At 58.8% G+C, this 14,315-nt stretch carries 9 protein-coding genes; 5 read left to right on the top strand and 4 right to left on the bottom strand.

Annotation, left to right across the window (positions count from 1 at the left end):
- Window positions 1–99 precede the first annotated feature (99 nt).
- The 3 genes from BGIM_RS0117975 to BGIM_RS0117965 all read right to left on the bottom strand — a co-directional run bounded on the left by BGIM_RS0117975 (window position 100) and on the right by BGIM_RS0117965 (window position 5,981).
- The gene (locus BGIM_RS0117975; RefSeq protein ID WP_020471129.1) at window positions 100–999 is read right to left on the bottom strand and encodes a TIGR03067 domain-containing protein; all 900 of its coding nucleotides are present in this window, start codon (window positions 997–999) and stop codon (window positions 100–102) included.
- A gap of 287 nt (window positions 1,000–1,286) precedes the next feature.
- Entirely contained in the window at window positions 1,287–2,732 is a 1,446-nt protein-coding gene (locus tag BGIM_RS0117970) for a DUF1501 domain-containing protein (RefSeq protein ID WP_020471128.1), read from the bottom strand.
- 9 nt (window positions 2,733–2,741) lie between these two features.
- A complete protein-coding gene (locus BGIM_RS0117965; protein WP_020471127.1) occupies window positions 2,742–5,981 on the bottom strand; it encodes a PSD1 and planctomycete cytochrome C domain-containing protein in 3,240 nt (1,079 codons plus the stop codon).
- A 229-nt stretch (window positions 5,982–6,210) separates the two neighbouring features.
- Here BGIM_RS0117965 and BGIM_RS51065 point away from each other — a divergent pair, with 229 nt between their 5' ends.
- From BGIM_RS51065 to BGIM_RS57760, 4 genes are read left to right on the top strand one after another with little or no spacing between them, the layout of a single operon-like run.
- Window positions 6,211–6,789 (top strand): biliverdin-producing heme oxygenase, encoded by a 579-nt coding sequence (locus BGIM_RS51065; RefSeq protein WP_020471126.1) that lies wholly within the window; start codon window positions 6,211–6,213, stop codon window positions 6,787–6,789.
- The gene (locus BGIM_RS0117955) at window positions 6,786–9,023 is read left to right on the top strand and encodes an ATP-binding protein (RefSeq protein WP_020471125.1); all 2,238 of its coding nucleotides are present in this window, start codon (window positions 6,786–6,788) and stop codon (window positions 9,021–9,023) included. The genes BGIM_RS51065 and BGIM_RS0117955 overlap by 4 nt, the downstream gene beginning before the upstream one ends.
- Window positions 9,024–9,038: 15 nt before the next feature.
- A complete protein-coding gene (locus BGIM_RS0117950) occupies window positions 9,039–9,494 on the top strand; it encodes a response regulator (protein ID WP_020471124.1) in 456 nt (151 codons plus the stop codon).
- 42 nt (window positions 9,495–9,536) lie between these two features.
- Complete coding sequence (locus BGIM_RS57760) at window positions 9,537–12,260, top strand: PAS domain S-box protein (RefSeq protein ID WP_020471123.1); 2,724 nt, start codon at window positions 9,537–9,539, stop codon at window positions 12,258–12,260.
- Window positions 12,261–12,301: 41 nt separating this feature from the next.
- On the opposite strand, the gene BGIM_RS0117940 is transcribed toward BGIM_RS57760, so the two are convergent.
- Window positions 12,302–13,258, bottom strand: a complete 957-nt coding sequence (locus tag BGIM_RS0117940) for a PepSY domain-containing protein (protein ID WP_020471122.1) — start codon at window positions 13,256–13,258, stop codon at window positions 12,302–12,304.
- 232 nt (window positions 13,259–13,490) lie between these two features.
- Here BGIM_RS0117940 and BGIM_RS0117935 point away from each other — a divergent pair, with 232 nt between their 5' ends.
- A complete protein-coding gene (locus tag BGIM_RS0117935; RefSeq protein ID WP_029630150.1) occupies window positions 13,491–14,312 on the top strand; it encodes a sugar phosphate isomerase/epimerase family protein in 822 nt (273 codons plus the stop codon).
- The last annotated feature ends 3 nt before the right edge of the window (window positions 14,313–14,315 follow it).

Genomic DNA, 14,315 nt, shown 5'->3' with positions numbered 1-14,315 from the left:
GGGAACCCGGCCGACGGTGCATCATAGGACTCCATACCAAACAGGGATGGCAATCAGCAAGGCGAGTTCGGCCGTCAAGGTCTTGTTGGCTTGCCCCGCTTACCGAACCTTCCATTCCCGACGGGATTTCCCCGTTTGATCGACGGCGACCAGATCACTTTCGCCAATCCGCACCACCCGATAGGAATACACCTGTCCGCGAAGTTCTTTCGTGGTGGACGTGGAAACTTTGGCGACAATCACGCCGTCATCGAGTTTCCATTCCCCGCTGGTGCGAATGTCATCCTTGAAAACCGATTTGATGGACCGCTTCCATGTGGTGGACATGCTGAACGAACCATCCGCATTCAGGGTGATATACGTCACGGTTTCGTCCGTTTGATGGCCCCAGGTGCCGACGAGCATCTTCTTGAACTTGCCGCCATCATCCACCGGGGCGACCGGAGGGGGGATCGGAGAAAATACCGGGGCCTTCACCTGATAGGGGGCGACGAGCGGGTCGGCCGCCGGAATTTTCTCCTCCACCGCCGTCGGCGCCGGGCGATGCGGAACGGGAACGTCCTTTTCGTCGTCCTTGATTCGCTTGAATGTCATCAGAATGCGGCCGGAGTTTTTCGGGGTGCCGAATTCCTTCGGGGCCTCTTTCTCGCCCAATCCGGCGACGCACACCATCAAGCTGTCCCCCGAGTGCATGAAGATGCCCTTCGTGCCTACCTTGGTTGCACCGACGAGAGAGATTTGTTTCGGCTCTGTTGTCTTGTCAACGACGAAAGCGACCGATTTTTTCTCGAACGCCCCCGGAGGAAGGAAGCTGATGACCGGGCCGTCGATGGAGATTTTGCCTTCCGCGAAGAGTTCGCTGGCGATTTCCTTTTCCGAGAGGGCGGCTCCCTCTTCAAAGATGGCGACAACCTTCCAATTGCCGGCAAGGGCCTTGAGATCATCCCCCTCGGCGGCGGGCAACATCGATAATGCGAGCAACAGGGTGGCAACGGACATTCCGTGTCTCCGAGAACATGACAATTTGGGGGGATCATGACCGGAACGGCAAAATAGGTCAAGATCAGGACTGGCATGGAGAAGAGAAGAATTTTTTAGCCACGGATGGAACACGGATGAAACACGGATTCGGACAAAAACCAAAACCAGATAAAACCAAAACACGATAGAAGAACTGACAAGACAAACCAAACTTCGTCTCTTATCTGATTTTCTTTTCTGTCTTTTGTCCGAATCCGTGTTTCATCCGTGTTCGATCCGTGGCTAAAAAAATGCCTTTGGTTTTATCAAATGATCTCGCGGATTGGCGCTCCGTGGTCGATGTCCAGCCGTTTGCGGCCGGGGACTTCCAAGCGGCGGGAATCCAAGCCGAGTTGTTGCAGGATGGTGGCGTGAATGTCGGTCACGTAATGACGTTTCTCGACGGCATGGAAGCCGATCTCGTCGGTCGCTCCGTGGACGATTCCCCCCTTGATGCCGCCACCGGCCATCCAGACGGAGAAGCCGTAAATGTGGTGGTCGCGCCCGTCGGCCCCTTGGGTGCCGGGCGTGCGGCCGAACTCGCTGGCGAACAGCACGATGGTAGAGTCCAGCAGGCCGCGACGCTTGAGGTCTTTGAGCAATCCGGCGATGGGTTTGTCCACCGCTTTGAAGTTCTTTTCGTGATTCGCTTTCAGCCCGCCGTGGGCATCCCACACCCCGGCCCCGCCGGCCCCGTGTTGCACTTGGATGAAGCGGACGCCCTTTTCGATGAATCGGCGCACGGCCAGCATTTGCATCCCGAAATCACGGGTGGCCGGGTCGTCGATGCCGTAGAGCTTTTGCGTTTCTTCTGTTTCGGTCTTCAAGGCGAGAACTTCGGGAACCGATTTTTGCATCCGAAAAGCGAGTTCATACGCTTTGATCCGGGCCATCAGCGCCGGATCGTCTGGGTATTCGACTGATTTGAGCCGGTTGAGTTTTCCCACCAAGTCGAAGCCGATTTGCTGTTCGTCGGCTCCTATTCCATTGGACGGTTTGCCGAAGTCGAGCGGGTTGGCGGGGTCGACGCGGATGGGAATGGCATCATGCGCCGGCCCGAGGTAGTGGGCGTCCTTTTTGTTCCAATACTCGCGGTTCCCCATTGAGATGAACTGCGGCAGGTTGTCGTTGAGCGTGCCGAGGCCGTAATGCACCCAGGCGCCGAGCGTCGGGAATTCGCCGTCGAGCATGTGACGACCTGAGTGAAACTGAGTTTGCGCCCCGTGATTGTCGTCGGTGGTCCACATGGAGCGGATGATCGCCATGTCATCGACGCAACTTCCCATGTGCGGAACCCAATCGCTGAGTTCGATGCCCGACTTGCCATATTTGCGGAAACCGACTTGTAGCGGATAGAGTTTGTTGCGCTGCTGGCCGTTGGCGTCGTTGACCACGGTGACACGGGCAAGTTTCAGCTTCTCCGGGTTTTGAACATCTTTGAAAGGCGTTTCACCGATTGACTTCCCGGCGTATTTCGTCAGTTCCGGCTTGGGGTCGAAGCTCTCCATGTGTGAGACGCCGCCGTTCATGAACAGCCAGACGACGCTCTTCGCCTTCGGCGCATGATGCGGCTTCCCGTTCGGCGGTTGCCAGGCCGCCGGGGTTTCGGCCCGGAGGATGCCGTCTTTCGCCAGCATCGCCCCCAGTGCCAAGCCGGTGAAGCCCATGCCGACATCGGCCAGAAACGCCCGACGATGACCATGACGTGTCATGGGGAACTCCTAACGGATAGTGACGAAATCGTTGTGATTGAGCAGGGCTTGAATCAAACTGGTGCGGGCACGGGCTTCCGGATTCGGGCGGTTGTTCTTCTTGGCTGATTCGACGAGAAGCTTTAATCCCTCGGCAGCCGCTGTCTGTTCGGCTTCGGTGGGCTCAAGGCAAAGCACCGTCAAAAATGCTTCCCGGATGAACTCGTGGTCGGCCATCGCCGTGATGCGCCGGGATATCTTCTCGGCCATCGTCGCAGCAAGTTGGCTGTTTTCGAGGGCGAGGGCCTGCTGCGGGACGATGCTCTCGGCCCGGCGGTAGCAGTCCAGCACGCTGGCATCATCGAAGACGGAGAGAAACGTCTGGTGTTCGTTGTGCGAATGCACGAAATACAAACTCCGGCGGCGTGAAGCCTCGTCTCCCGCCGGGATGGACGGGCCGCCTCGGGTGAGGTCGAGTTCGCCGGCCAGATGAAGCAGGCTGTCCCGCAACACTTGGGACTCCATGCGGACGGGATTCGCCCGCCAGTAATATCGGTTGTCCGGGTCTTTGGCGATCATCTCCGGCGCGGCCCCGGCACTCGATGACGTCATCTGATAAGCCTGTGAAGTGACCATCAGGCGGTGAAGATGCTTCATGCTCCAGTGGTGTTCGACAAGTTCGACGGCTAGCCAGTCGAGCAGTTCAGGATGAGTCGGCGGTGTCCCCTTACGCCCGAAATCGAAAACGGTCGGAACCAACGGCTTGCCGAAATGCCTCGTCCAAATGTGATTCACGGCTACGCGGGCGGGAAGCGGGTTTTTCGCATCGGTCAGCCATTTGGCAAACGCCGTCCGTCGGCCGGTGCTGGTCGTCGGGAACGGTTTGCTTCGTGACGCCTCGGTTTCGAGATTATTCTCCAGAGTCTTCATCGCCCCGATCAACGGCGTGAAATTCTCGGCCGTGGTTTCAACAAGCTTGCGGGCCGCAGTCAGGTTTTTCTCCGCTTCCGCTTTCTTGTTCGGGGCTGCGGTTGCAACATCCGATTCGGCTTTCATCACCGCGATCAATCGTTCCAATCGGACGGCTTCTCTCGCCAATACCGCCGCATTTTCGGCCGGTGGTTGCCGATACTTCGCATGCTCGGCGGCGGCTCTCGCCCGAATCGCGGCGGGTTGGGCCTCGGCCATCGCAAGGGTTTTCTCAGCCACGGTGACGGCTTGCAAAGCTTGTTCGCGGTTCAACGGTTCGGCAGCGGGTTTCGCCGGAGCTTTGGCTTCGACGAGCGGAAACTCGGCGGGCAATTCCTTCAACTCGAAGCCGGTGAACTCGGCTTTGGCGTCAAAAGTAATGAGTTGCAATTCGCCCTTTCGACGGGCGACGGGCAAACGATACGCGACCGATAGCTGGCCGTTGATGAGCAAGTTGACCAATGAGCCGCGAACCCGCAGCGTCATTTCGTATGGCTTGTTCAGTTCGATTTTCCGGTTCTCCAACCCGTCGGCCGGATAGACATGACCGCCGCCGGTGTTGTAAGAAATTTGCGTCTTCGACCCTCCGGCGTAAGCACTAGCATAGGCGAGCGACTCCGCCGGATCGGCCGAATCGAAAACGATGCCGACGGACTTCCACATCTCGCCGCCGATGGTCTGAAACTTCAGCGTCGCCTCGAAGTTCTCCGGGGGTTGTTGCTTCAATTTCAATGCGGCCCGCGTGGTTCCCGCTTGCGATTGGATGAGTTTGCCCCCGGCGTATGCCCACTTGCCGCCGACTTGCGTCCACAGGTCGGGCTTGTCGGCCGCGAAGGTGTCTTTGACCAGAGACAGCCCGGCTTTTGTGTCGGGTGTCTTGGCAATCGCCGGTCCCGCGTCTTTTGCCTCCGAGAGTCTTTTCCGGGCAACGACCAAAGCCGCTTTCGCCTCACCGATTTTTTGTTCGGCGGCTTTTATGTGTGTTTCAACAATGAATGGCCGCAAGCCGGGTTGATAGGCTTCCGGCGGCAGGGAAACTGTTTCGACCTTCCACCCGGCGCCCGAGAGAAACCCCGGCACGATAGGCTCGATCACGCGGTTCTTGTCCGGGTTGCGGTCGTCGCCCCGGATGTGGAGAAAGGTTTTGGCGTCGAGGTTGCAATCAAACGCCCGTGGAAGGCCGTCTTTTTCGATGTCGGTCAACCCCGGCAAGAGATCGGTGCGGACTTGATACGGCTCGAAGATGGCCCGCATCCGGTAGTAATCCATCTGGCTGATCGGGTCATATTTGTGGTCGTGGCATTTGCAGCAATTGACCGTCAGCCCGAGCATCGCCTTGGAGGTGTGTTCAATGGTTTCATCCAGCCAGCTTGTCCGGTTGAATTTGAAGTATTGTCGGGCGAGGAACCCGGAGGCTCGCAATTTGTCGAGATCGTTGGGGTAGAGTTCATCGGCTGCGAGCATCTCGCGGAGCATTTGGTCGTAGCCTTTGTCTGCATTCAGCGATTCGATGATCCAATCCCGCCAATGCCAGATGTGTTTCTGTGAATTGCGAACCTCGGCCCCCAAACCCCACCAATCGCTGTAACGCCAGATGTCCATCCAGTGCCGGCCCCAGCGTTCGCCATATTGCGGGCTTTCCAACAATCGGTCAACCACCTTCTCCATCGCTTGTGGCGACGTGTCGGCGAGGAAGGCATCAATCTCCGCTCTTGTCGGCGGCAACCCGATCAGATCAAGATAAACCCGCCGCAACCAGACTCGCTTGTCGGCCATCGGCTGATGTTTGAGGCCAAGGCTTTGCTGCTTCGCGGCCAAGAAGGCGTCGATGGAATTTCGGTTCCACGCGGCCTCGGCGGCTTTCGGCACGGCCGGACGAACGGGCGTTTTGAACGCCCAGTGGTCGCGCGGGTCTCGCTCCGGTTGTTCGTCCGGCGGGCCTTTCGCCCCTTGGGCGATCCACATGTTGAGCAATTTAACTTGGGCGGCCGTCAGTGGTTCTCCCTCGGGGGGCATTCGTTCTGTTTCGTCTTTAGATGTCACCCGCTGAACGAGCAAACTCCCGGCGGGGTTTTTCAAATCGATGCCCGGACCTTCCCGCCCCCCTTTGACAATGGCGGCGACCGTGTCGAGCCGCAAATCGCTCTTCTGTTTCAGGACGCCATGACAGGCAAAGCAACGTTCTTGAAGGACGGGTTTGATTTGCTTCAGGTAGTCGACCGGCTCATCGGCCTGAAGCGGATTCGCCGACAGCATCGTCACCGCCGACAGCCACGCGAACAGGCGTTTCGGGTTCGTCATTCCGCTTTCCTTGTCAGGACACGTCACGATGAGTCACGGGGAAGGAGCAATCCGGCGGGAGAGTCAACAACCCGATTATCACTCGTTGCGATGAGTGACACAAGAGGGTAGTTCGGAGAAGCAAGATTGGGCTAAAAATCGAACTTCCGAAGTTGGAATTCAACTTCCGCCACCCCATATAAATCCCTCTCATGTGCCTTCTGTCCCCTCGCCTTATCCGAAAAACAACATGATCCTCGACGCCATTCGGACTGCCACCAGACCCATCCATGATCGATTGGAAGGGTCGGCCGACATCATCGGGCAACTTCATTCCCGGGATGCCTACCGGCGATTGCTTCAACGCTTTCTGGGTTTCTACGAGCCACTGGAACAGCGGTTGGCGGCAATCACCGGGTATGAAACGGTCCATTTTGATCCGGCTCCGCGCCTCAAAGCCCACAAAATCCATGCCGACTTGCTGTGGTTGGGAATGACCGGCGAAGAGATCGCCGCCTTGCCACGTTGCGAGCGGTTGCCGACGACGGACTCTCTGCCAAACGCGATGGGATGTTGGTACGTGCTGGAGGGCGCAACCTTGGGAGGCCAGATGATCCGGCGGCAGCTCGAATCCACGCTGGGACTGAACGTAAACACCGGCGTGGCCTTCTTTTCCAGCTATGGCTCAGAAATTGGTAAAATGTGGAACGCGTTTTGCATATCACTCGGTCAATCAGCCTCCACCACCTCGGATGAATCCAAGGCCATCTCTTCGGCCGTGGAGACGTTCGGGTTGTTCGCCAGCTGGCTGAGGGAACAGGCGTCATGAATTCGACTGACACGACCGAACCGCCGGACCTGATGTCCTGCGACCGGGAACCGATTCACATTCCCGGCCGTATTCAGCCGCAGGGTGTTTTATTGGCCGTGGATTTCAAGGATTTCACCGTGCGACAGGCCAGCGAAAACCTGCACACCATCACGGGAAGCCCGACGGCTGACCTGTTGGGTGGCCCGTTGGCTGGAGTAATCGGCGAGGAAGGGGTTCGCCATCTGTCCGGCCGGTTGCGCCGGTTGGTTTCGGGAGAACGGCCAGAGTGCTTGGAAACGGTCCGGCTCGGACCATCCGGACAGGAGAAAAAATACGACCTGATCGCCCATCGGAACAATGGCAAGATCATTCTGGAATTTGAATCCATTGTCACGGAGGAATTCCCGGAAACACATTCCGCGCTGGAAAGTTTGTTGGGGCAATTGGAGACGGCCAAAACGCTGGCGGAACTGTCCAACCAAACGGCCGCCGAGGCGCGCCGACTGACTGGTTTCGACCGGATCTTGGTTTATCTGTTCGACGAGGAAGGCAACGGCACCGTCTTGGGGGAGGATAGGAATGAGAATCTTCCTTCCTATCTGGGTCTGCGGTTTCCCGCCTCGGATATTCCCCGGCAGGCGAGAGAACTGTATCGGGTCAGCCATGTGCGGATCATTCCGGATGTTGATTATCAAGCGGTTGGCGTGTTGGCCGAGCGGCCGTTCACCGAGCCGTTGGATCTCACCCATGCGATCCTCCGCAGCGTGTCGCCGGTGCATTTGGAATACATGCGGAACATGCGGACGATTGCCAGCATGTCCGTTTCCATTTTGCGGGACGGACAGTTGTGGGGCCTGATCTCCGGGCATCATGCGACGCCCCGGCGAATTCCCTTCACGATTCGCCGGTCGTGCGACCTGTTTGCCAAGGCGTTCGCGTTGCGGCTGTCCGCACTTGAACGGACGCAAGAACTGGAGCGTCGGGTCGAGGTGCGGGCCTTGTTCTCCAAACTCCTGGCCGTGATGGCCGGGCGCGGGGACTACGTTCGCGGATTGCTGGAAAATGCCCATGAATTGTTGAGTTTCGTCGATGCCGGCGGGGCCGCCGTGGTTTCCGAATCGTTTTGCGAAGTGGTGGGGGAAACGCCGACGAAAGAGCAAATCCGCGAACTGGCGAACTGGTTGTTTGCCGGCGGACACACGGAAGTGTTTCACTCCGAGTCGCTGGCGACGGTGTTTCCGCCGGCCGGGGAGTTCGGCAGTACCGCCAGCGGATTGCTGGCGATTGGCGTCTCGAAACTGCATGCGGGCTATGTGATGTGGTTCCGGCCCGAGGTGGTCCGCACGGTGAATTGGGCCGGCGACCCCGCCAAATCCATGACGCCCGCGCCAGGCGGCGAACGCATTAGCCCGCGACAATCCTTCGAGATGTGGAAGGAAACCGTGCGCGGCAAATCGCTTTCTTGGCGGGAGGCCGAGGTTGAGGCGGCCATCGAACTGCGAAACGCCATCGTCGGTGTCGTGCTTCGGAAGGCCGAGGAAATGGCCGATCTGACGGCTGAACTCACCCGCAGTAACTCGGAATTGGAATCGTTTTCGTATTCCGTCTCCCACGATTTGCGCGCGCCGTTGCGCCATGTCGTGGGCTACGCGGAGATGCTGAAGGATTCGGTTTCAGACCGGCTGACGGAGACCGATCAGCGGTATATCCGCACCATCATCGAGTCCAGCGAGTTCGCGGGCATGCTGGTGGACAAACTGCTGGCCTTCTCCCGAATGGGGCGGATGGAAGTTGTCCGCACCAAAGTGGACCTGAACAAACTCGTCGAGGAAATTCGCCGCCAGTTGATTGCGCCGGACTCCGAGCGGCGAATCACTTGGAAGATCGAGCCGTTGCCACCTGTTCGAGGCGATCAAACGATGCTTCGGATGGCGATGCAAAATCTGATGGAAAACGCCGTCAAATATTCGCGAGACCGGGAAGAAGCGATCATCGAAATCACCGGCCACGAGGAAGGCAAGGAGACTATTATCGCCGTCCGGGACAACGGGATCGGCTTTGACATGCGATATGTGGACAAGCTCTTCGGCATCTTCCAACGCTTGCACCGCGTTGAGGAATACGAAGGAACCGGCATCGGCCTGGCCAACGTGCGGCGGGTGATTTCCCGGCACGGCGGCCGCACCTGGGCGGAGGCGATTGTGGGCCAAGGGGCCGTTTTTTACTTTTCGTTGCCAAGGACAACGACCTGACGTGGGAGAAATATCATGTTGAAACCAATCTTGCTTGCGGAAGACAATCCCAAGGATTTGGAACTGACTCTGGTGGCTCTGGCCAAGAGCAATCTGGCAAATGAAGTGGTCGTCGTTCGGGATGGCGAGGAAGCGCTCGATTACCTCTTCCGTCGCGGCCCTTACGAAAACCGGGAGCATGGGCACCCCGCCGTGATTCTCTTGGATTTGAAGATGCCGAAAGTGGACGGCCTGCAAGTGCTGGAGCAGGTGCGCGCGGACAAAGAATTGAGATCCGTGCCCGTGGTCATGCTCACGTCTTCACGAGAAGAGCCGGACTTGAGAAAGAGTTACGACATGGGGGTGAATGCCTATGTGGTCAAACCGGTGGCTTTTCGAGAGTTTATCTCGGCCATTCAAGATCTCGGCGTGTTCTGGGCGGTTTTGAACGAACCGCCGGTGGGCAGCGTGAAACCTGTCATCAAGAAGTAACTCGTCGTGCCGCCCCGTAACCTTTGGACTGATGTTGTTCCCATGAATTCCGTTGAATCAGCCCGGATTATCTACCTGGAGGACAGCGAACTGGACGCGGAGATTGTCCGCGTCCGGCTCGCCAAGTCTTCGGTGTCGCACTCGTTGCTCGTCGTGACCAACCGCGACGACTACGTGGCCGCGCTCGCACGGGAAGAGTTCGATCTGATTCTGTGCGATTATCAGCTTCCCACCATCACCGGGCCGGATGCGCTGAAGATCGCCCAGGAGTTGCGTCCGGAGACACCGTTCATTTTCGTGTCCGGCGTCGTCGGCGAAGAAAACGCCATCGAAACGCTCAAGAGCGGGGCGACGGATTATGTGTTGAAACAACGGCTCAACCGGCTGATTCCGGCCGTGGAGCGGGCTTTGTTGGAGGCTCACATCCGCCGCGAACAAGCCCGCACGGCCGAGGCGTTGCAGGCCGCCCAAGACCGGCTGCGCGAAAGCGAAGTGCGATTCCGCCATATGGCGGACCATTCTCCCGTGATGGTGTGGGTGACGGACGAGGAGGGGAGTTGTACCTATCTGAACCGAAACTGGTATGACTTCACCGGACAATCGACCGAAGAGGCCCTCAAATTCGGCTGGCTGCAAGCCACCCATCCAGACGACAAACGACTGGCCGCCGAGAGCTACATGGCCGCCCACGCCCGGCGAGAGGGCTTCCGCATGGAATATCGCCTACGGCGAAGCGACGGGACTTACCGTTGGATGATCGACGCCGGCGCTCCGCGATTCTCCGAGTCGGGGGAGTTTCTTGGCTACGTCGGCTCGGTGATTGACATTCACGACCGTCGGCAGGCCGAGGACGACCTGCGGGACGCCCGCTCCCGGCTGGACTCAGCCTTGGAAGCCGGGGCGATCGCCACTTGGGTCTGGGACATCCCGAACAATCGGGTCTTCGCCGACGCCAATCTGGCCAGACTTTTCGGCGTAAGCGACGAAGAAGCTCAAGGGGGCGAACTCGGCGTTTTTCTCAAAGCCATTCACCCGGATGACATTGACCGGGTTTCGGAGGTAATTAATCTGTCCGTGAGGACCGGAGGGCGTTTTGAATCGGACTACCGGCTAAAAACGGCAACAGGACATACGGTATGGGTGATTGCCCGCGGCCGGGTGGAAAAGGATTATCGGGGCGTGCCCGTTCGTTTGTCCGGCGTGGTGCAGGACGTGACGGAACGGCGGCTGGCCGAGGCCGAACGGACTCGCCTTGGTGTGCAGATTGAACATGAGCGCCGGCGCCTCAGAACGGTGCTGGATACCGCCCCCGTCGGCGTGATCGTGGCCGAGGCTCCCTCCGGCAAGATTACCTTTGTGAATCCGATGGCCGAGGAAATCCTTGGTTATGCCCCGAAAGCGACTCGCTTGGAGGAGTATCGCGAATTGGTCGCCTATCACGGTGACGGCCGGCGGCTGGAATACTCCGAATACTCCCTAGCCCGCGCCTTGAAGGGTGAGATTGTTCGCAACGCGGAATATCAGTTTCAACGATCCGACGGCCGTCGGTGCTGGATTCGCGTGAGCGGTAGCCCGATCCGGGACGGCAATCCGGACCCGGTTGGCGCGGTGATTGTCTTCGGCAATGTGGACCGCGAAAAACGGGCTTTGGAGGAACTTGAAGAGACAGACCGGCGCAAGAACGAGTTTCTGGCGATGCTGGCCCACGAATTGCGAAACCCGCTGGCTCCGGTGTCCAATTCTTTGCAAATCCTTCGGAAAGGAAACAATCCCGACTATCTCGCCACGGCCTGCGAAATGATGGAGCGCCAGGTAAGACATTTGGGGCGATTGATCGACGACCTACTGGATGTCTCTCGCATTGGCCGGGGCAAGATCACCCTGCGGACGGAGTTTCTCGATCTCCGCGCCGTCATCGCCGAAGCCGTTGAATCCGTCCGTCCGCAAGCCGAGGCGGTCGGGCACGTGTTGACGGCCAGTTACCCCAAGACGCCGATCATCGTCGCCGCCGATCCCACCCGGTTGGAACAGGTGTTTGTCAACCTGTTGAACAACGCCATCAAATACACCGAACCGGGCGGCCGCATCATCGTGAATGCGCGTGTCGAGAACGACCGGGCGATCATGGAAGTTTGCGACACCGGGGTGGGGATTTCCCGCGAACAATTGAACCAAGTGTTTGAACTGTTCATGCAGGTAAGCCGGTCCATTGACCGTTCCCAAGGGGGCTTGGGCATCGGCCTGACATTGGTGAAACGATTGGTGGAAATGCACGGCGGGAAAGTGACCGTCCACAGCGATGGCTTGGGTTCCGGCAGCACGTTCACTGTCAGCCTGCCTCTTTCCCGCGAGGCGATCGACACTCAGACGACCAAGTCGAACGCTTCCCCGGCGGCTCCCCTGCGGATCTGCGTTGTGGATGATAATGTGGACGGGGCCGCCAGCATGGCGATCCTTCTGCAAGCCTTGGGGCATTCCACAATGATTGCCCACGATGGCCCAAGTGCCGAGGAAATGATCCGGCGGGAACGCCCGGATCTGGTGATCATGGACATCGGCCTGCCGGGAATGAACGGTTACGAAGTGGCGAAAAGGCTGCGGGAAGACTTTCCTCGCGAGAAACTTCGCTTGGTGGCCCTGACCGGATACGGCCAAGACGACGACCGGCGGCGATCCCTCGAAGCGGGCTTCGACACTCACTTGGTGAAGCCCGTGGAACTTGATGTGCTAAACAAAGTGCTTCAGGAGAGAGAGGACGAGGGATAAGGGCATCATCCCCCGTTCTTCGGCGATTTCAATCGGAATCATCACCGGCCGGTGATTGAAATCTGCTCGTGCATGCCAATTCCCATCAGTGTCGCCGCGACCAAACTGACGAGCAAAATCACCGTCCCCAGCCGCCGGGTAGCCTTGATTTGCCACCACATGAACAGGCCGGACAATCCCCAGAAGAGCATAATCACCGCCATTGCATCAACGATCACGGCCCAGAACCAGCGGGAGCCTGTTTCCGACGGATAGCCGTGGGCCATGTGCAACCGGGTGAGGAATCGGCGCGTGGAGAGGGGATCAGTTGCCGGTTCGTTGTCCGCCAGTTTGCCGCTGATGCTTCCGGCCGATGCGTTGTAAGTCACCTTCCACAATTTGTCGTCCGAGTTCATCAGGAAGGTAACATCGGGCACGGAAGTGATAGTGACATCCCCGGTGGGGAAGCCGGATTTTGTCAGCACGGCAGGCACGGTGGCCTTCATCCGGTCAACCAAGGTTTCGGGAAGTTTCAGCCCTTCGCCGCCGCCTGTCCGCGCCGGCCGGTCCCCGCCTCCCTTGCCTTTCGGAGCCGCGTTTGGTTCCCGCCCGACCGCAAACGGAGCCGCCGGTTCGATGGGCTTGGCGGGGGTCAATGCTTTCGCCCGAATGGTCCCGCCGGCGCCGTTCGCCTCCACCAACACACTGATTTCCTGTTGATCGGTCTTCACGGTGGCGAAGGCAAATTCGCGGTTGAACTTCGCATTGTCGGGGACGGCCAGTTCATATTTTGCCTCCGGTTTGCGCTCCCGGAGGGCGGCGACCACTTGTTCCGCAATCTCGCGGGGGGCGGGGATATGCTCCATTGGCGTGCCTTGGAGGGCATCGGCGCCGAAACTCACGGATTGCTGGTCGCTGAACGCGGTGGGGTGATTGAACAGAAACGCCGTGATGCCATAGAGCAGAACCCACGGCAGCATGAGCAGGCCCGCATAAAGGTGCCCACGCCGAAGCAGCATGAGAAATGACTTCATAGGCGACCGGCGAGTGGCGGCGCGCGCCACGGCCGACGGAGTTTCAACAGGTGTGTCCACGGATTTTCGACTCCCGAAGATGGAGGGGTGTTGGGATACCGCACCGCATCGGGAACTTGGAAAGTAAAGTGTCACCTAGCTGATGCCCGTCAGCCACGGGGTCATCCCGCCGTCGGCCGACTACATTATGCCAAAATCATATGGACTGGGAGATGAAATGCCGGTGAAAATCAGCGTGACGGTGAGTCTGGTTCCCGAGGCCAAAGGCGGCCCGTTTGTTTTCTGGGACGGCCTCGAAGACGGCATGAAACAAGCGGCCGAACTTGGTTACGACGCCGTGGAGATCTTCCCGCCCGGCCCGGAGGCCATCCCCGCCGATGTCGTCCGGTCCCTAATGACTAAACACGGTCTGGCGGTCGCCGCCGTCGGCACCGGCGGGGGCTGGGTGAAACACAAACTCACCCTCACTCATGCTGATGAAACCATCAGGGCCAAAGCCCGTGAGTTTATCTCCAAAATGATCGCCGCCGCCGGGGCGCTGGGCGCCCCGGCGATTATTGGCTCCATGCAAGGCCGCTGGGGCGAGAGCGTTTCCAAAGAAATGGCTTTTGTCTGGCTGGCCGATGCCTTGAATGACTTGGGCGAACAGGCGAAGAAACTGGGCGTGCCATTGCTCTATGAACCGCTCAACCGTTACGAAACCAACCTGTTTTGCACCGTCGCCGATGGCGTGAGCTTTTTGAACACGCTGCAAACCACGAACGTGAAACTATTGGCCGATTTGTATCACATGAACATCGAAGAAGTGAATCTCGCCGATGCCCTCGTCGCCGGGGAAACGCACATCGGACACATCCACTTCGCCGATTCCAACCGCCGCCCGGCCGGGCTGGGCCACACCGATTTCCGGCCGATTGCCGATGCCGTGGTGCGAGCGGGTTACGACGGGTATTTTTCGGCCGAGGTGTTCGCCTATCCGAATTCCCGGCAGGCCGCCGAGCAGACTCGCGCCAAGTTCCGCGAATTGTTTGGTCGCTGAGCG

Origin of the sequence: Zavarzinella formosa DSM 19928, assembly GCF_000255705.1 — a bacterium.
GTDB classification, from domain to species: domain Bacteria; phylum Planctomycetota; class Planctomycetia; order Gemmatales; family Gemmataceae; genus Zavarzinella; species Zavarzinella formosa.
This window is presented reverse-complemented; position numbering and strand designations above follow the sequence as displayed.